The 16930-nt window shown below is 74.9% G+C and carries 18 protein-coding genes; 11 read left to right on the forward strand and 7 right to left on the reverse strand.

Going from position 1 to position 16930, the window contains the following annotated elements; translation table 11 throughout:
• Positions 1 to 113 precede the first annotated feature (113 nt).
• Both ACFXA3_RS12680 and ACFXA3_RS12685 read right to left on the reverse strand, forming a co-directional pair.
• Positions 114 to 518, reverse strand: coding sequence for a hypothetical protein (locus ACFXA3_RS12680; protein WP_385185810.1), 405 nt, complete (start codon positions 516 to 518; stop codon positions 114 to 116).
• Positions 518 to 1666, reverse strand: coding sequence for a molybdopterin-dependent oxidoreductase (locus ACFXA3_RS12685; RefSeq protein ID WP_385185812.1), 1149 nt, complete (start codon positions 1664 to 1666; stop codon positions 518 to 520). The genes ACFXA3_RS12680 and ACFXA3_RS12685 overlap by 1 nt, the downstream gene beginning before the upstream one ends.
• 110 nt (positions 1667 to 1776) lie before the next feature.
• On the opposite strand from ACFXA3_RS12685, the gene ACFXA3_RS12690 reads away from it, so the two are divergent.
• Positions 1777 to 3234, forward strand: a complete 1458-nt coding sequence (locus ACFXA3_RS12690; protein ID WP_385185853.1) for a glycosyltransferase 87 family protein — start codon at positions 1777 to 1779, stop codon at positions 3232 to 3234.
• A 4-nt stretch (positions 3235 to 3238) separates the two neighbouring features.
• Here ACFXA3_RS12690 and ACFXA3_RS12695 read toward each other — a convergent pair whose 3' ends face one another.
• A complete protein-coding gene (locus ACFXA3_RS12695) occupies positions 3239 to 3637 on the reverse strand; it encodes a DUF4440 domain-containing protein (RefSeq protein ID WP_385185815.1) in 399 nt (132 codons plus the stop codon).
• Between the two features lie 87 nt (positions 3638 to 3724).
• On the opposite strand from ACFXA3_RS12695, the gene ACFXA3_RS12700 reads away from it, so the two are divergent.
• From ACFXA3_RS12700 to ACFXA3_RS12715, 4 genes are all read left to right on the forward strand, one after another.
• A complete protein-coding gene (locus ACFXA3_RS12700; protein ID WP_385185856.1) occupies positions 3725 to 4180 on the forward strand; it encodes a discoidin domain-containing protein in 456 nt (151 codons plus the stop codon).
• On the forward strand, positions 4177 to 5409 hold the full coding sequence (locus ACFXA3_RS12705) for a cytochrome P450 (RefSeq protein ID WP_385185818.1): 1233 nt from the start codon (positions 4177 to 4179) through the stop codon (positions 5407 to 5409). The genes ACFXA3_RS12700 and ACFXA3_RS12705 overlap by 4 nt, the downstream gene beginning before the upstream one ends.
• Positions 5410 to 5552: 143 nt before the next feature.
• The gene (mptB, locus tag ACFXA3_RS12710; protein WP_385185820.1) at positions 5553 to 7049 is read left to right on the forward strand and encodes a polyprenol phosphomannose-dependent alpha 1,6 mannosyltransferase MptB; all 1497 of its coding nucleotides are present in this window, start codon (positions 5553 to 5555) and stop codon (positions 7047 to 7049) included.
• Between the two features lie 212 nt (positions 7050 to 7261).
• Positions 7262 to 7672 (forward strand): VOC family protein, encoded by a 411-nt coding sequence (locus ACFXA3_RS12715; protein ID WP_385185823.1) that lies wholly within the window; start codon positions 7262 to 7264, stop codon positions 7670 to 7672.
• 51 nt (positions 7673 to 7723) lie between these two features.
• Here ACFXA3_RS12715 and ACFXA3_RS12720 read toward each other — a convergent pair whose 3' ends face one another.
• Complete coding sequence (locus ACFXA3_RS12720) at positions 7724 to 9208, reverse strand: FAD-dependent monooxygenase (RefSeq protein WP_385185826.1); 1485 nt, start codon at positions 9206 to 9208, stop codon at positions 7724 to 7726.
• A gap of 143 nt (positions 9209 to 9351) precedes the next feature.
• Here ACFXA3_RS12720 and ACFXA3_RS12725 point away from each other — a divergent pair, with 143 nt between their 5' ends.
• Positions 9352 to 10071: a TetR/AcrR family transcriptional regulator C-terminal domain-containing protein gene (locus ACFXA3_RS12725; RefSeq protein WP_385185829.1), complete on the forward strand. Its 720-nt coding sequence runs from the start codon at positions 9352 to 9354 to the stop codon at positions 10069 to 10071.
• Positions 10072 to 10102: 31 nt separating this feature from the next.
• On the opposite strand, the gene ACFXA3_RS12730 is transcribed toward ACFXA3_RS12725, so the two are convergent.
• Positions 10103 to 11011, reverse strand: a complete 909-nt coding sequence (locus tag ACFXA3_RS12730) for a calcium-binding protein (RefSeq protein WP_385185831.1) — start codon at positions 11009 to 11011, stop codon at positions 10103 to 10105.
• Between the two features lie 211 nt (positions 11012 to 11222).
• Here ACFXA3_RS12730 and ACFXA3_RS12735 point away from each other — a divergent pair, with 211 nt between their 5' ends.
• On the forward strand, positions 11223 to 11519 hold the full coding sequence (locus ACFXA3_RS12735; RefSeq protein ID WP_385185834.1) for a hypothetical protein: 297 nt from the start codon (positions 11223 to 11225) through the stop codon (positions 11517 to 11519).
• A 148-nt stretch (positions 11520 to 11667) separates the two neighbouring features.
• Positions 11668 to 12225: a DoxX family protein gene (locus ACFXA3_RS12740; RefSeq protein WP_385185837.1), complete on the forward strand. Its 558-nt coding sequence runs from the start codon at positions 11668 to 11670 to the stop codon at positions 12223 to 12225.
• A 24-nt stretch (positions 12226 to 12249) separates the two neighbouring features.
• On the opposite strand, the gene ACFXA3_RS12745 is transcribed toward ACFXA3_RS12740, so the two are convergent.
• Positions 12250 to 12501: an EF-hand domain-containing protein gene (locus ACFXA3_RS12745; protein ID WP_385185839.1), complete on the reverse strand. Its 252-nt coding sequence runs from the start codon at positions 12499 to 12501 to the stop codon at positions 12250 to 12252.
• Positions 12502 to 12653: 152 nt separating this feature from the next.
• On the opposite strand from ACFXA3_RS12745, the gene ACFXA3_RS12750 reads away from it, so the two are divergent.
• Genes ACFXA3_RS12750 through ACFXA3_RS12760 form a run of 3 tightly spaced genes read left to right on the forward strand, consistent with a single transcriptional unit; the run spans position 12654 to position 15794 of the window.
• Complete coding sequence (locus tag ACFXA3_RS12750; RefSeq protein ID WP_385185842.1) at positions 12654 to 13253, forward strand: DUF5133 domain-containing protein; 600 nt, start codon at positions 12654 to 12656, stop codon at positions 13251 to 13253.
• Positions 13240 to 14592: an MFS transporter gene (locus ACFXA3_RS12755; RefSeq protein WP_385185845.1), complete on the forward strand. Its 1353-nt coding sequence runs from the start codon at positions 13240 to 13242 to the stop codon at positions 14590 to 14592. Before ACFXA3_RS12750 ends, ACFXA3_RS12755 begins: the two co-directional genes overlap by 14 nt.
• Positions 14589 to 15794 carry an anhydro-N-acetylmuramic acid kinase gene (locus ACFXA3_RS12760; protein WP_385185847.1) on the forward strand — a complete coding sequence of 402 codons (1206 nt, stop codon included), beginning with the start codon at positions 14589 to 14591 and terminating at the stop codon, positions 15792 to 15794. Before ACFXA3_RS12755 ends, ACFXA3_RS12760 begins: the two co-directional genes overlap by 4 nt.
• A 251-nt stretch (positions 15795 to 16045) precedes the next feature.
• On the opposite strand, the gene ACFXA3_RS12765 is transcribed toward ACFXA3_RS12760, so the two are convergent.
• Entirely contained in the window at positions 16046 to 16780 is a 735-nt protein-coding gene (locus tag ACFXA3_RS12765; RefSeq protein WP_385185850.1) for an SOS response-associated peptidase, read from the reverse strand.
• Positions 16781 to 16930 lie beyond the last annotated feature (150 nt).

Here is a 16930-nt window from a genome sequence, read left to right on the forward strand (position 1 = left end):
TTTTAATTTAACCCCCCCCCCCCTATATATACACACACATTTCCGTGGCCCGCGCCATTTGTTTAAACCACACCGGCGCAGTACTGCGCCGGCCGCTTGCGCGTGTCCGGGGCTCAGGGCCGGCGGCGCGGCCCGCGCAGCGCCGCGCGCGTCCCGGCGTACAGCGAGGCGGCCACGGCGATGGCCGCCATCGTCAGCAGCCAGTTGCGCAGGTAGTCCAGCGGCAGCACCGTCGCGTTGGCCACCCCGCCCGGCCGCAGCAGCGGCGGCAGGGCGATCACGGTCAGGGAGCCGGCGACGATCAGGGCGGCGCGCGGGATCCCGCGCAGGCGCAGGCCCGCGGCGCCGGCGAGGGCGGCGACCGCGAAAACGAGCGGCGCGATCAGGGCGTCGTGCAGGACGGCGGCGCCCGCGAGCCACTGCGCGATCCGCCAGGGCGAGGGCTGCTGCACCAGCAGCGCGCCGCCGACGCCCATCAGGGCCAGCCCCAGCCCGGCCACCGCGTACCGGTACCCCATCACGCCACCTCCAGTCGGCCGACCCACTTGGTCTGGAGCACGCCGGGCCGGTCGGGCGCGATGATCCGCGCCGGGTAGCCGTGGTCCAGGGAGAGTTCCTCGCCGTTCAGGCGCAACGCCAGCAGGGTGAGCGGGTCCTGCGCGTACTGGCGGCCCATCTCCATCACCCGGTACGCCCCGACCGCCTCCAGCGACACCACCCGGGCCCGGGCGTCGGGGCCTCCCCCGGCGCGTTCCAGCAGGTCGCGCACCCGCACGCCCGTCCAGCGGGCGTTCCTGCTCCAGCCCTCGACGCACGCGATGGGCAGCGTCACCTCGTACTGCGGCAGCGCGCGCAGTTCGTCGAGGCCGAGCGTGTACGGGCGCGGACCGGTGACGGTCAGCCGCCAGTCCCGCAGCGAATCCCCGGTGATCCGGGCCGCGTTCGCCGTCCGGTTCACCGGCAGTCCCTGCGGTCCTGCGGCGGGATCGCGCGGGGCGAACAGGTCGAACCGGCCGAGCGCGGAGACGGACTGCCCGGCGGTCGTCAGCGTCACCGCCCCCACGCCGGCGGCGACCGCGGCGAGCAGCGTGCGCCGGTCCGGGCCGTCCGCCTCGGGCAGGGCGAGCGTCCCCGGGGAACGGCGGGTCCAATGCGCCAGGATCTGTGGCCACTTCACCGCGACGTGCAGCATCAGCGCGCCGATCAGGAGCCAGGCCAGCGCGAAGTGCACGGGGACGAAGGAGAAGGGCCAGGGGTACCACTGGAAGGTGTTCAGCAGCCCGCTGAACAGTTCGAACACCCCGGCCGCGACGAGCACCGCCACGGCGGCCCGCTCCAGCGCGTGCCGCACCGACCGCAACGGCGGCCAGGCGAACAGCCTCGGGTACACGGCCCACAGCTTCGCCAGGAGCAGCGGGACCGCCGCGGTCCCGGAGACCACGTGGAGTCCCTGGGTGAACCGGTAGCCCCAGTACGGGCGGCTCGGCAGCCGGTCGGCGAGCCAGACCGGCGGGTGCTGGAAGAAGTGGCTGAGCACACCGGTCGCGAAGCACACGGCGAAGGCGAGCCCGAGCGGGCGGCCCAGGGCGGTCGCGGTGCGGGCGTCGTGCAACCGCGCCCTGAACGTGACGGGCGGGCCGGAAGGGAATCGGAGGGGGAAGCGCATGGAGCCATGACACCCCCGAGTCGGCGTCCACGGGGGGTCCGGACACCTTACGAAACACGGACATGGGCGGCTCCGGGCCCCGTTCCGGGGCCGTGGCCTGGAACGCTGCGGTGGTGAACCTGCGTACTTCCCCCGGCGTCTGCCCCGCATCCGCCCGCCTCGCCGCTCTGGTCGCCGCCCTGGTCGCCGCCCTCGTGTGGACCGTCCGCCATGACGGCTACTTCACCGACCCCGCCGGACTGTCCTGGTGGTACGCGGCCTGCTGGGCGCTGTTCGCCGTCGCCCTGCTCGCGCTGCGCCGGGTGCCGGCCGCCGCCGTCGTGCCGCTGGTGCTGGCGGGGGCCGTCGCGGTGGCGGCGACGGGGCTGGTGGCCCCGCCCCGGACCAGCACCGACTCGTACCGCTACGCCTGGGACGGCCGGGTCCAGTCCGCCGGCATCTCCCCGTACGACCACGCGCCGCAGGACCCCGCGCTGGGCCGGCTCCGCGATCCGTGGCTGTTCCCCACGGGCGCCGCCTGCGCGGGCCCGGACCGGGCCCGCATCCCGCAGACCGGCGCCCCGGAGCGCCCGGGGACGACGGACACCGCCGGGAACACCGGCGCCGGCAGGCTCTGCACCCGGATCAACCGGCCCGCCGTGCACACCATCTACCCGCCGGTCGCCGAGGTGTACTTCCTGGCCGTCGACCGGCTCTCCCCCGCGGGCGCCCGGCACAAACCGCTCCAGACCGGGGCCGGGCTGCTGTCCCTCGCCGTGACGGGCGCGCTGCTGCTGATCCTGCGCCGCCGGGGCTCGGACCCGCGCAGGGCCGCGTACTGGGCGTGGTGCCCCGCCGTACCGGTCGAGGCGGTCAACAACGCGCACGTCGACGTGCTGGGGGTCCTGCTCGCGGTGGCCGGGCTCGGGCTGGTGGCCGCGCCGGCGCTCGGCCGGCGGGCCTGCGGCGGGCTGGTCCTCGGCGCCGCCGTGGCCACGAAGCTGATGCCGGCGGTCGTCCTGCCGGGAGCCCTGTCCGGGGTGCGCCGGGTGCGGGACGCGGTCGCCGTCCTGCTGCCGGCGGCCGTGGTGACGGTGCTCGCGTACCTGCCGTACGTCCTGCTCTCGCACGGTTCCGTCTTCGGCTACCTCGGCGGATACGTGGCGGAGGAGGGGTACGAGGACCCCTCGGCCGGGTCCCGTTACGCGCTGCTGCGGCTGGTGCTGCCGGACGCCTGGGCGCTGCCGGTGCTGCTCGCCGCGATGGCCGGGGTGACCGGGTACGTGCTGTGGCGCGGGGATCCCCGACGGCCCTGGAGCGGCGCGCTGCTGGTGACGGGGTGGGCGTTCGCGCTGCTCACGCCCGGCTATTCCTGGTACGCCCTGCTGCTCGTCGCGCTCGTGGCGCTGGACGGACGCTGGGAGTGGCTGGGCATCGCGGTCGCGGGTCCCGCCGTCTACGTGACGGGCCGGGTGTTCGGCTCGCGGGAGGCGGTGAGTGCGACGGCGTACGGTCTTGCGGTGCTGCTGGTGCTCGTGGTCACGGTGGTGCGCCGGCGCGCGCCCCGCACCATCGGTCGCCGCCGTTGACGCGTCAGGGCCGGTCGTACCAGGAGAACGCGGCGATCCGCCAGCCGTCCGGGGTGCGGACGAACTGGATGGTCTTGGTCCCGCCCCCTTCGAACGGCTCGCCGTCCAGGATCCCGGACTTGCGGTAGGCGCCGAACCGCGACGCGATGTCCCCCGCGATGTCGGTGCGTTCGGAGGTCTCCCACTCGCAGAACTCGACCAGCCGGCCGTCGCCGAGCAGCTTGCGGCGGGGCTCGACGAACTCGTCGACGGTGTGCACCGTGAACTCCGGACCGGTCTTGACGATCACGGCGCCGGGCAGGGTCAGCCGCCGGATCCGGTCCACGTCGGCGGCCTTGCCGCCCCGGTTGTCGAAGGCGCCGAAGAACTCGGCGGTCAGCACGTCTATTTCGGCCTTGGACATGGCGCGACGCTAACACGCTGGTGCGACAACCCCACCGCCGAGACGCAGGACCAGATCGCCGCGGGGATCACGTACCCGCTGCGCGCCCTGGCCCAGCAGACCTGGGGCTCGCCGAAGCCCGCGGCCACCGACGGCGACGGCGACGGCGGCACCCGCTGGTCCAGCGCGTACACGGACCCGCAGTGGCTCCGGGTCGACCGCGGATCGAGCCGGGCCATCGGCCGGGTGGTGCCGCGCCGGGAGGCCGCCTACCGGAAGGCGCTGCGGATCCATGTCTCCGACGACGCCGCCACGTGGCGCACCGCGTACTCCACGACCACGGGCGCCGGCCGGGTCCGGGAGCTCACGGGATTCTCCGGACCGGACCGCTACGTCCGCGTGTACGGGGGCCTGTTGAGCGGCAGCCGGACCGCCGGCGCGGCCGGCAAGGCCCTGGACGGCGCGGCCGCGAGCCGCGGAACACCTTGTCCGCGAGGCGCGTTGTGCGGGAGATGGAGCATCCACAGCACCCCCACGTCCGTCTCCCGAAGGAGTCCCGCGTGAACCACTCCGATGCCCCGCTGGTCCTCGATCCCGCCGGCGCCGACCGGCACGCCGAGCACCTGCTGCTGCGCTCCCAGGGGCCCGCGGCCCGTGTCGACGTCCTCGGGGTGACGGCCTGGGCCGTCACCGATCCGGCGCTCCTGAAGGAACTGCTCACCAGCCCGGACGTGTCCAAGGACGCCCGCGCGCACTGGCCGGAGTTCGAGCAGGCGGTGCAGACGTGGCCGCTCGCCCTCTGGGTCGCGGTCACCAACATGTTCACCGCGTACGGAGCCGACCACCGGCGGCTGCGGCGGATGGTGGCCCCCGCGTTCAGCGCCCGCCGTGTCGCCCTGCTGCGCGAGACGGTTCAGGACATCGTCGCCGGACTCCTCGACGAGCTCGCGGCCTTGCCGCCCGGCGAGGTGGCGGACCTGCGCGAACGGCTTGCCCACCCGCTGCCCGTCGCGGTCATCGGACACCTCATGGGGCTCCCGCCGGAGCAGCGCGGTGAGTTCCGCTCGGTGGTGGACGGTGTGTTCGACACCACGCTCACCCCCGAGGAGGCCGACGCGAACGCGGTCCGGGCCTACGAGATGCTCGGCCGGCTCGTCTCCGCCAAGCGCGCCCAGCCCGGCGACGACATGACCTCGCTCCTCATCGCCGCCCGCGACGAGGAGGGCGACGGCTGCGCGCTCTCCGACACCGAGCTGGCCGACACGCTGTTCCTGATGATCAGCGCCGGGTACGAGACGACCGTCAACGTCATCGACCAGGCGGTCACCGCCCTGCTCACGCATCCGGACCAGTTGGAGCACGTCCGCTCCGGCCGCAGCGGCTGGGGTGACGTCGTCGAGGAGACCCTGCGCCACGAATCGGCCGTCAAGCACCTGCCGATGCGGTTCGCACTGGCCGACCTGCCCCTGCCCGACGGGCGGACCATCGCCAAGGGCGAGGCGATCCTCGCCTCGTACGCCGCCGCCAACCGGCACCCCGACTGGCACAGCCCGGACGCGGACACCTTCGACGTCACCCGGGTCACCAAGGACCACCTCGCCTTCGGGCACGGGGTGCACTTCTGTCTGGGCGCGCCGCTGGCCCGGCTCGAAGTCGCGTCCGCCCTCGAAGCGCTGTTCCGCCGCTTCCCGGAGATCGCGCTGGCGGTGCCCGCCGAGGAGCTGCTGCCCGTCACCTCGCTGATCAGCAACGGCCACCGGACCCTGCCCGTCCGGCCGGGGTCGCCCGCATGACCCGCTGAGCGCACCCGGCGCGGGGCCGCCGCCCGCCGGTCCGGAGCCGGCCGCCGGCGCGAGGACGGAACGCCGCCCGAAGTTCATGTGCCCGACGCCTCGCACGGGCCGATCACCGGCCCCGTCGACCCTAGGCTGCCGCCATGGCTGACGTGGGGGTCACGGTCCGGGGTTGCCGACTGCTCGGAACGCTCGGATCGGTGCTGCTGGCCGCCGGGAGCTGGTCCGCCGGGGCGCTGCCGTCCGGGGTCCCCGACGGGGTGTGGGCACAGCGGAGCCCGGCACACACGGTGCTGGGAGCCGCGGCCTCGTACGCGGGGCTGGTGCTGCTGGTGACCGCCTGGTGGCGGCTGGGCGGGCTGCTGCGACGGGGGGAACCGGTCGGCCGCGGGCAGCTGCGCGCGGTGCTGTGGTCCTGGGTCCTGCCGCTCGTGCCGGGGCCGTTGCTGTTCAGCAACGACGCGTACAGCTACGTCGCGCAGGGAGCGCTGGCGGGCCGGGGCGGGGACGTGTACCGGTGGGGGCCCGTGGTGCTCGGTGGGGCACTCGCGGACAACGTGCCGGAGATGTGGCGGGACGCGCCGGCGCCCTACGGACCGCTGGCCGTTGCGGCGAGCCGGGCCGTGGTGGCCGTCACGGGTGAACACCACACGGTGGCGGCGGTGCTGGGGATGCGGCTGGTGGCGCTGTGCGGGCTGGGGCTGATCGTGTGGGGGGTGCGGCGGCTTTCGTCCGACCGGGGCTCCGGGCCGGGTTCCGAACGGGGTCGCGGCGGGGAGGCGGGGGTGCTGTGGGCGGCCGTGCTGAACCCGCTCGCGCTGGTGCACCTGGTGGGCGGGGCCCACAACGAGGCGCTGATGCTCGGGCTGATGGTGGCGGGGCTGGTGGCCTTCCGCCGGGGCCGCTGGGTGCTGGGCACCGCCGTGCTGACCTGCGCCGCACTGGTGAAGGTGCCTGCCGCGGTGGCGCTGCTGTGCGCCGCCGCCTGGTCCGTGGGAGGACGGCCGGACCGCCGGTCGGGGTGGCTGCGGGCCGCCGGGATCGCCCTGACGGGCCTTGCGGCGCTGGTGCTGGGCGTGGGGGTGTGCGGCCAGGGCTGGGGCTGGCTGTCGACGCTGCGGGGCCCGGCGCAGGTGTACACGGTGCTCTCGCCCAGTACGGACGTGGGCCGGATCCTCGGGCTGCTGTCCGAGGCGTTCGGTGTGGGGACGGCGGCCGGTGCGATCGCCGCCGCGCGGTCGGTGGGGCTGCTGCTGGGTGTGGGCGCGGTGGCCTTCTGCGCATGGCGTGCGCCGCGTACGGGTCCCGAGTACGCCACCGGCATGGCGCTGCTGGGGTTGGTGGTGACCGCGCCGGTCGTACAGCCCTGGTACGTGCTGTGGGGAATTGTTCCGCTCGCGGCGGTCGCCTGGCGGCTGCTGGAGAGCACCGGGGCGCGGCTCGCGACGCTGGGGCTGCTCGTGCTGGTGCTCCCCAGCGGCACGGCGCCCACCTGGTCGTACGCGCTCGCCGCGGTGACGGGGGCGTCGGCGGCCACGGCGGCGCTCGCGGCCTGGGGTCCGCCGGGGCCGGGGGTGCTGCCGCGCCTGCGGCCGCACGAGCGCGGGCTGGTGCGGGCGGTGGCCAGGACGCGGCGCTGAGGCGGCGGGAGTTCCTCGTTGCGCCGGACGGTGGTGATCACTAGGGTTGGCCGGGTGACTGCCGGGTCGGCCTTGGGCCATGTACGAGCAGGGTTCCCGGCCTCGGCGTGAACCCGAGGCGGGCCAGGAGCCCGCCCCCCTCTCCGTGTTTCTTGCGTCCGGCGCCGTGTGCGCCCGTCCAGCGATACCGAAACCGGAGACACACCCATCCCATGTCCCACACCCGGCAGTACCCGGACGATGCCGTCCAGTTGAACCACACCGTCGTGCACGCCAGGGACCGGCAGCTGTCGGCCGAGTTCCTCGCCGTGATCCTGGGGCTGGAGGTCGGGGCCCCGTTCGGGCCGTTCCTGCCCGTCGACCTCGGCAACGGCGTGACGCTCGACTACTACGCGATGACCGGCGAGCCGATCCAGTCGCAGCACTATGCGTTCCTCGTGCCCGACGGGCGGTTCGACGCCGTGATCGCCCGGCTGGAGGCGGTCGGCGTCACCTACTACGCCGACCCGCACCACACCGAACCCGGGAGCATCAACCGCCTGTTCGGCGGTCGCGGCGCGTACTTCGCCGACCCGGACGGCCACAACATGGAGATCATGACCCGCCCCTACGCCCGCCCTTAGCGGCGGCCCGCCGGCGGCCCGGCAGTCACCCCTCGGCGGGGCTTCGCTGCGTCACCCGGCCACCCGGGAGGCCCATGCGCACAGTTCGCCGGTCCCGGCGTCGTCGCCGCCGGAGCCGGCCCAGGCTATGTATCCGTCCGGGCGGACCAGGTACAGGCCGCGCCCGTAGGCCTCGTACGGCCCCGTCCGCGCGGTGCGCAGCCCCGGAAGGGGCGGCAGCCGCTCGGGCAGCGGGGTGTCGACCGCCAGCAGGCTGAAGTGGGGGCCGCGGTAGAGGTCGAAGAGCCGGAGCCCGTCACGATTGCCGTCGGGTGCGCGGTCCCCCGCGCTGAGGGCGTCCTCGGCCAGGCCCGTGCGGGTCTCGCGGGTGAGCGAGGAGTCCCGCAGGCTGATGCCGAGCTGGCGGGTGGCGGCCCCGCGCCGCTCCTGCCCGCGGTGGATGCGGGTGGAGAGCCCCAGCATGGCGGCGGCGTTGGGCAGCCGCTCCTCCTCGTACGTGTCCAGCAGCGCCTCGGGGGCTCCGTCGCGCAGCACGGCGGCGAGCTTCCAGCCCAGGTTGTAGGCGTCCTGGACGCTGGTGTTCAGCCCCTGGCCGCCCGCAGGCGAGTGGATGTGGGCGGCATCGCCGGCGAGGAAGACCCTGCCGTCCCGGAACCGGTCGGCGAGCGCGGCGTTCACGGTGAAGTCCGACGCCCACAGGACCTCGGTGACCTCCTCTGCCGCCACGTGGGTGGCGGCGGCGACCAGCGACCGGACGTCATCCGCCGTCACCTCGCCGCCGGCCGCTGCCGCCTGGGCGACGAACTGGAACTCCCGCGTGTGCGGCAGGGGGCACAGCGTCGCGAAGCCCGTCCCGTCCGCGGCGGGCGGGAAGATGTGCCAGTTGTCCCGGTCGAGCGTCGGTATGACCACGTCCGCCACGAGCAGCGGGGTGGGGTCCACGCGCTCGCCGGTCATCGTGATGCCGGTGAGCCGACGGACCGTGGACCGGCCGCCGTCGGCGGCGACGGCGTAACCCGCGCGGACGGTCACCGGGCCCCCGCCTCCGGCCGTCACGAGGGTGGCCGTGACGGATTCGGCGTCCTGGGTCAGACCGGTCAGTTCGGCTCCGAACAGCACGTCACCGCCCAGTGCGCGGAGGCGGTCGAGCAGGATGCGCTGGGTGCGCCACTGCGGCAGTGTCCAGGGCACCATGTACGGCGCGTCCTCGGTCGGCTCGACGTCCTCGAACATGCGGTACTCACCAGCGCGGTGGCCGTCCAGCCACGTCATGCCGACCGGCGCCTGACCGCCCCATTTCAGGATGTCCGGCAGGACGCCCAGATCGTCGAAGACCTCCAGGGTCCGCGGCTGGATCCCCTTGCCCCGGGAGCCGGGGAACAGGTCCGGCGACCGTTCGACGACCAGCGCGCGCACTCCGCGCCGGGCCAGGTCACAGGCCAGCACCAGCCCGGTGGGACCCGCGCCCACGATCAGCACGTCGTTCCACGCCTCCCCCTGCGGACTCTGCGGCTGCCGGTGCTCGTTGTGCTCCATCGCTCTCCCCGTTCCATGCGTCCATCGCTTGGGCCACCCCTCCTTAACAGCGTTAAGGAGGGCACCTCGCAAGAGTGCCCTTAACGTTGTTAAGCTGTCAACCCACGAATGCGTGAACCGCGCCCCGGGAGACGGAACCGACGATGAACGCCAAGCCGCAGCAGACCCCGCCGCGCGTCCCGCCCCTCAGCCGCCTGACCGTCGCCGAGACCGCGCTGCGCCTGCTCAACGAAGGCGGGCTCGACAAGCTCACCCTCCGGGCCATCGCGCAGGAGCTGGACGTGAAGGCGCCCGCGCTCTACTGGCACTTCAAGAACAAGCAAGAGCTGATCGACGAGATGGCCACGGAGATGTTCCGGCGCATGGCCACGGACCTCGGCCCGGGCCCGGACGCGGAGACGGCGGACGGAGCAGGTGCACCGGGGGCGGCGGACGGCTCCCCGCCGCCCTGGCGCGAGCGGATGCTGCTCGCCAATCGCGGGCTGCGCCGCGCGCTGCTCGCCTACCGCGACGGCGCCCGGGTGTTCACCGGTTCGCGCTTCACCAACACCGAGCACGCCCGGCAGTCCGAGGCCTACCTCCAGGCCCTGACGGCGCAGGGCTTCGCGCTGCCGCAGGCCGTCCGGGCCATGACGACCACGTTCTCGTACACCCTCGGGTTCGTGATCGAGGAGCAGGGCGTCCACCCCGTCCCGGGCGAGCGCCGGGAGGGCTACGACGTGGCGGAGCGCGGCGAGCGGCTGGCCGGATACCCGCTCGCCGCGGCTGCCGGTGAGCACCTCTTCCAGGAGTACGACGAGCACTTCGAAGAGGGCCTGCAGATCGTCCTCGACGGCATCGCGGCGCGCTACGGAATCCGCTGAACGCCGACCGCGCCGCCGACGGGTCCCGCCGCTACGGGACGTTCGTCAGGGTCTCGCAGCGGACCGCGATGTCGGCCCCGTCCGTGCCGTCGCAGGTGTCCGTCACGTCCTCGCCGCCGTCGATGACGTCGTTGCCGGTGCCCGCCGCGGCCGCCGGGACGGGCGCGGCCGGAGCGGCGGGAGCGAGCGGCGCCCCCTGAGCGGGCTTCGCGGACGGGGTCGGGCGGCCCTGGCGGCCCGGCCGGGCGGGCTTGCCGGTGATGCCGCCCTCGCCCTTGCCGTGTGCGGCGTGGCCCGAGTTGCTGTCGCCGATGATCGCGTCGACGCCGGGCCCGCCCAGCAGTACGTCCTCTCCGCTGCCGGTCGCGGTGCCCTCGGCGGAGGAGTCGCCGGTGAGGGTGTCGTCCCCGGCGCCGCCGTCCAGGATGTCCCGGCCGCCGCCGCTCGCGTTGATGCCGCCGCGGCTGTCGCCGATCATGGCGTCGTTGCCGGCCTCGCCGAACAGGATGTCGTTGCCGCCGCCGGACGCGCTGGAGCCGAAGGCCATGCTGTCCCCGCCCATGCGGTCGTCACCCGGCCCGCCGAAGAGGATGTCGTTCCCGCCGCCGTCGACGGAGGCCCTCGTGGAGAGCAGGTCGCCGCGGATCAGGTCCGCACCCTCGCCGCCGTCCAGCCGGTCGTCGCCCAGGCCACCGGAGATCGTGTCGTTGCCTCCGAGCCCGCAGATCAGGTCGTTCCCGCCGCGGCCGTCGATGGTGTCCGCCTCCGCCGACCCGATGATGACGTCGTTGCCCTCCGTCCCGGTGATCGTGCCGGACCCGGTGATGGTCGCGGCCTGCCCGAAGCAGGTGGCGTCGGCCGCGTGGGCGGCCGTGGCCGGGACCCCGAGGGAGAGCAGGGCGGCTGCGGCCAGCAGCGTGAGTGACGTACGACAAGGCATGGAGGACCTCCGGTCGGAGTGTGCGCGGCTGTTCCGGTTCCGGACGGGGTGGGGAACCAGGGTCGAATCCGTGGGGAACATATGGCGCATACACCTCAAACGCAATGAAATGCATGGCCTTTTGTATGTCTTACGCTCGGTTGGCCCCGCCTCAGGGGTGGCGGAAGGGACAGCGGGAGCGGGTTCCCGTGCGGTCGCCTACCGTCGAGGCATGAGCGTGATCATCGCCATGCACGAGTTCGACACCCCGTCGCACGCCCGCACCGCCCACGGGCCGGGCCACGACGCCGGAGCACCCGTACGCCGGGTGCACGCCGCTCCCGCCGCGCCGGGCACGACCACCGAGCCGGGCCCGCGCACGCTCTGCGGCAAGGACACCTTCGCGATGCGAGCGGCCGGACCGCCGGCCGCACCGCCGGCCGGATCCCCGGCCGGACCGCCCTGGTATCCGCCCGGGGAAGCGAGCCTCGTCTGCCCCTCCTGCGACGCCGCGATGGACGACGGCTGATCCCGCGGTCCCACCGCGACGCGGGATGCCGGCGGCGGTACAGCGCGTGCGCACTCGCCGTACTCGCGTGAAGCTTGAGACCGGGTCACACGCACCACCCACCCCGTACCCGGTCGTGACGACCGCGCCTAGGAAAGGGTCCGTCTTCATGCCGCTCACGCATCGCAAGGATCTCGGCCTGCTCGCCCTGCGTCTGGGGGCCGGCGGCGTGCTGCTCGCGCACGGTGCGCAGAAGCTCTTCGGCTGGTTCGGCGGCGGCGGTATCGAGGGCACGGCCCGCGGCATGGAGCACATGGGGTTCACGCCCGGCCGGGAGAGCGCGATCGCGGCCGGCCTCGGCGAGGCGGGCGGCGGCGCGCTGCTCGCGCTGGGCCTGGCGACCCCGGTGGCCGGCGCCGCCGCCGCGGGCGCCATGGCCGGCGCCGCCGCCGTGCACGCGCCCGCCGGGTTCTTCGCCCAGGGCGGCGGCCTGGAGTACCCGGCCTTCCTGGGCTTCGTGGCGGCCTGCCTCGGCCTTTCCGGACCCGGCCGTTTCTCGCTGGACCATGCGAGCCGGCACCGGCTGGACCGTCCGGCCACGGTGGTGACGGCCTTCGCGCTCAGCGCGGCCGCGGCCACCGTCGTCCTCACCCGGCGGAACGTCACGCTCGCCGCCGCCGAGGAGGAGTCCGGCCCGGACCGGGACTCCGACGGCCGGACGGCCTAGCCGGCCCACCGGTGGCTGCGCGGGCTACCAGCCGAAGCGGCGGTCGACCTCCCGGGAGAACTCCTCGAACGTCAGCACGTTGTCGCCGTTCTTGTCGGCGGCGTCGAAGAGGGCGGACGAGGCGTCTACATCGCCCAGGCCCCAGAACGGCAGGTCACCGTCGGCGGCCAGGGTCGGGCCCTTCGTCCGCAGGGCGGTGATCACTTCCAGGCGGGTCAGGGTGCCGTCTTGGTTGAGATCGAGCGCCTCGAACAGTTTTCGGGCCTTCGCACTCATCACGCATGTCCTTCCGGGAGGAATCGGCAGGGGCTGCCTGCCGCCAGCCTACGACGCGGCGCACGCCCTCCGACGGGCCGGTCCGCGCCGCTCCCCGACCGCCGAACCCCCGGGCCGGCAGCCGCACGAACGAGGAACGAGGAAACAGGCGGATGAGCGAGACCCCACACCGGCACCCACACCACCACCCGCACCCGCACGCTCCCGCGGAACAGGCCGTCACCGTCCTGATGGCGGTGGTGCCCTGCGGCGCCGACGCGGCCCGCCGGATCCTGGCGGCCGCCGCACGCAGCGCCGACGCCGGGCCGCGCGAAACGGCGGAGGCCGTGCTCGCGCTCGCCGACGGCGGCACGCCCCGGTCCCCCCTGCGGCAGGCCCTGGCGGAGGCGATGGACGAGGCCCGGTCCGCCACCGCACCCGTGGCGCAGCCGTACACCCGGCTGCTCCCCGATCCGCAGGCCATCGGCACCCTGCTGAAACGGCACCGCGGGCTGCGCAGGCGAGCCCTGGACGCGCCCCACGACCTCGCCGTGCGCAGCGAGCTCGACGACGCCACGTACACCCTGTGCATCCTGATGGGCCAACGGAACGCGTACACGGCACTCCGTTCGGCCGAACTGCTCCTCGGCACCGAGTGGCTCGGCACCCGCGTGCCCGGCAGCGCGGAGCGGCGGCCGGGCCACACGCCCCTGCACGCTGCCGGAACCCTGCGTCCGGCGTTCGAACCCCCGCTGTCCGATGACGGCGTCTGACCCGTACCCCGCGCCGCCCGCGCCGGCGCCGCCCACGGCCGTCCGCCGCGGCGCAGCGTCCCGTCGGGCGCTGCTCGCCGGGTCGGCCGGCAATCTCGTCGAGTGGTACGAGTTCGGCGTGTACGGATGCCTGGCCACCGTCATCGCCGCGAACTTCTTCACTCCGGGCGCGAGCGGGACCGGCGGGACCGGGACCGGCGGAGCCGGCGGAGCCGAGGCACTGGTGGCGACGTACGCCTCGTTCGCGCTCGCGTTCTTCTTCCGCCCGGTCGGCGCCGTCCTGTTCGGGCGGCTCGGCGACCGGGTGGGGCGGCGGCCCGCCCTGATCACGGTCGTCGGCCTGATGACCCTGGCGACCGTGATGATCGGTCTCCTGCCGACGCGCGCCACGATCGGGGCGGCCGCCCCCTGGCTGCTCACCCTCCTGCGGGCCCTGCAAGGCCTCTCCGCGGGCGGCGAGTTCGGCGGGGCCGTCTCCCTGATGACGGAATACGCGCCCGTCGGCCGCCGCGGCCGCTACGGCGCCTGGCAGTCCTTCACCGTCGCGCTCGGCCTGCTCGCCGGGGCCGGTACGGCCGCCTCCCTGGCGAGCGTGCTGTCCGCCGAGGCCCTGCACGCGTGGGGCTGGCGGATCCCGTTCCTGCTGGCCCTGCCGCTGGGCGCGGTGGCGCTGTGGCTGCGCACCGCGGTGGAGGAGCCGCCCGGGGCTCCCCCGGCAACCGGCGCCGTCCCGCGGGCCGGGGCCCGGGAACTCGCGCGGGCCGTGGTGCTCGGCATCGGACGGATCATGGGCTGGTCGGCGGCCGGCTACACGTTCCTCGTCGTCCTGCCGTCCTACCTCCAGGCGACGCTGGGCGCCTCCCTCCGCGAGGCCCTGGTCGCCACCGCCCTCGCCAACACCGGGTTCGCGGCGGCGATCCTGCCCGCCGGAGCGCTGAGCGACCGGATCGGCAGGCGCCCGGTGATGCTGTGCGGCGCCCTCGGCGTCGTGGTGCTCGCCCTGCCCCTCCTGAACGTGCTCCAGTCCCCCGCCTCCTCACCGTGGGCCCGGGCCGGGGCCGTACTGCTCGCGGGGGCGCTGGTCGGCCTGCTCGCCGGACCCGGGCCCGCCATGCTCGCCGAGATGTTCCCGCGCAGGGTCCGCTGCACCGGCCTCGGACTGGCCTACTCGCTGGCCAACGCGGTGTTCTCCGGCTGTGCCGGGCTCGTCATCACCGCCCTGATCGCCGCCACGGGAGACACCGCCGTGCCCGCCTACTACGCCGCCGGCGCCTGCGCCCTCAGCTGCCCGGCGCTGCTGGCGCTGCGCGGCCGCGACCACCGGGAGCCGCTGCGGTGAGGGTGATCGGGCTGATGTCGGGGACCTCGTACGACGCCGTCGACGCGGCGGCCGCCGACCTCGAACTCCGTTCCGACGACGGCACGCTGCACCTCGTGCCGCTGGGCATGGTCAGCGAGCCGTACCCGGCCGACGTACGGGAGGCCCTCGCCGCCGCACTGCCGCCCGCCGCGACCACCCTGGCCGAGGTCTGCCGCCTCGACACCCTGATCGGGCAGGCCTTCGCGGCCGTCGCCGCCCGCGCCGACCGGGAACTGTGCGCAGGGCGCGCCGAGTTGGTCGCCTCGCACGGGCAGACGGTGTACCACTGGACGGAGGACGGCCGGGTCCGCGGGACGCTTCAGCTGGGCGAGCCCGCCTGGATCGCGGAACGCACCGGCTGCCCGGTCGTCTCCGGTTTCCGGCCGCGCGACGTGGCGGCGGGCGGGCAGGGCGCACCGCTGGTCAGCCTGGTCGACCTGATGCTCCTGCGCGGGCGCCCCGGCGTGCCCGCGGCGCTGAACATCGGGGGGATCGCCAATGTGACCGTGCTGCCGGCGGGCGCCGGTCCGGTGGCGTTCGACACCGGCCCGGGCAATGCGCTGATCGACGCCGCGGTCCGGGAACTGACCGCGGGGCGGCTCGCGTACGACGCGGACGGGCTGCTCGCCGCCGCAGGGCGCGTCCACGAGGGGCTGCTGCAGGAGCTGCTGTCGGCAGAGCCGTACTACCGGATGCCGGTCCCCCGGACGACGGGCAAGGAGCTGTTCCACGCGGACTACCTCCGGGCCCGGCTGGCGGGCTTCGCGGAGCTCCGCCCGCAGGACCTCCTCGCCACGCTGACGCGCCTGACCGCACGGACGGTTGCCGACGCGCTGCGCCCGCCGGGGACCACGGAGGTGTTCGTGTCGGGCGGCGGCGTGCGCAACCCGACGCTGATGGCGATGCTCCGGGACGAGCTCGCGGGCCGGACCGCCGTCCGCGGGTCGCAGGAGCTGGGGCTGCCCGCGGAGGCGAAGGAGGCCTACGCCTTCGCGGTGCTCGGGTACCTCACCGCGCACGGCCTGCCGGGCAATGCCCCGGGGTGCACGGGGGCCGCCGGGCCGCGCGTGCTGGGGTCGCTCACCCCGGGAAACCGCCCGCTGCGCCTGCCGGAGCGGCCGGTCCGCCCCCCGCACGCCCTGGCCGTCCGTGGCCGGGAGGCTGCGGAGGCCGGCGGGTGACCGGGAGCCGGGCGGTGACCGGGAGCCGGGCGGTGGCTGGGGGCCGGGCGGTGGCCGGGAGCCGGGCGGTGGCCGGGAGCCGGGCGGTGGCTGGGGGCCGGGACCCGGGCGGTGGCCGAGGAACCGGACGGTGCCGGGGAACCGGGCGGTGGCCGGGGAACCGGGCGGTGGCCGGGCGCGGGCCGGGGGCCGGGCGCGGGCCGGGAGCCGGGCGCGGGCCGGGAGCCGCGGGCCGGGGGCCGGGGGCCGGATCAGCGTTCGGGGGCGGGTGCCAGCAGCTCGGGGCCGTTGTTGCGGACGCTGTTGACCGCCGTGGACACCGCCCGTACGTCGAGCCGGCCGTCGGCCGGGGTGTGCAGCAGCGCCCGGAGTCCGTGGACGTCCTGGTGGGCGGGGTCCAGCCACGCCTGATGGTCCTCCGGGGCCACGGCCAGCGGCATGCGGGGGTGGATCCGGCCGGCCGCGTCGGTGGCCTCGGTCGTGATGATCGTGGCGGTGGCGAGCCAGGCCGCCGGATCGTCCTCGTCGGTCACGGCGGGGTCGCGCCAGAACTCGTACAGCCCGGCCATGGCCATCACCGCGGCGTCCTGCGGGGTGATGAAGTACGGCTGCTTGTACGCCTTGGCCGTGGCGGTGGCGGCCACGGCCTGCCACTCGTAGAAGCCGTCCGCGGGCAGCAGGCACCGGCGTCGGGTGAACGCGCGGCGGTAGGCCGGCTTCTCGTGCACCGTCTCGACCCGTGCGTTGATCATGCGGGCGCCCCCGTCCGGGTCCTTCGCCCAGGAGGGGACGAGCCCCCAGCGCAGGGTGCGCAGGCGGCGCGACACCTCCCCGGTCCCGCGGTCGGGGCGTTCCAGGACGGCCCAGACCTGATCGGTGGGGGCCACGTTCCAGCTCGGTGCCAGCGTCTCCCGGGGGTCCCAGCGGGCCTCGAACAGGCCGGCCAGGTCCTCGGGGGCGCGGCTGGAGGCATATCGACCGCACATGGCATCCACTGTCCCACCGCGAGGGCTCCCCGGGCCCGCGGCGCCCCGCCCCGCCCCCCCCCCGGGCGGCGGCGCGGGGGGGGGGGGGGAGGTGGGGGGCGGGGGGTGTGGTGTAAAAAAAAGACCCGGGCGGCGCAGAATGTATTGTAT

This window comes from Streptomyces sp. NPDC059456, from assembly GCF_042750055.1.
Lineage (GTDB): Bacteria > Actinomycetota > Actinomycetes > Streptomycetales > Streptomycetaceae > Streptomyces.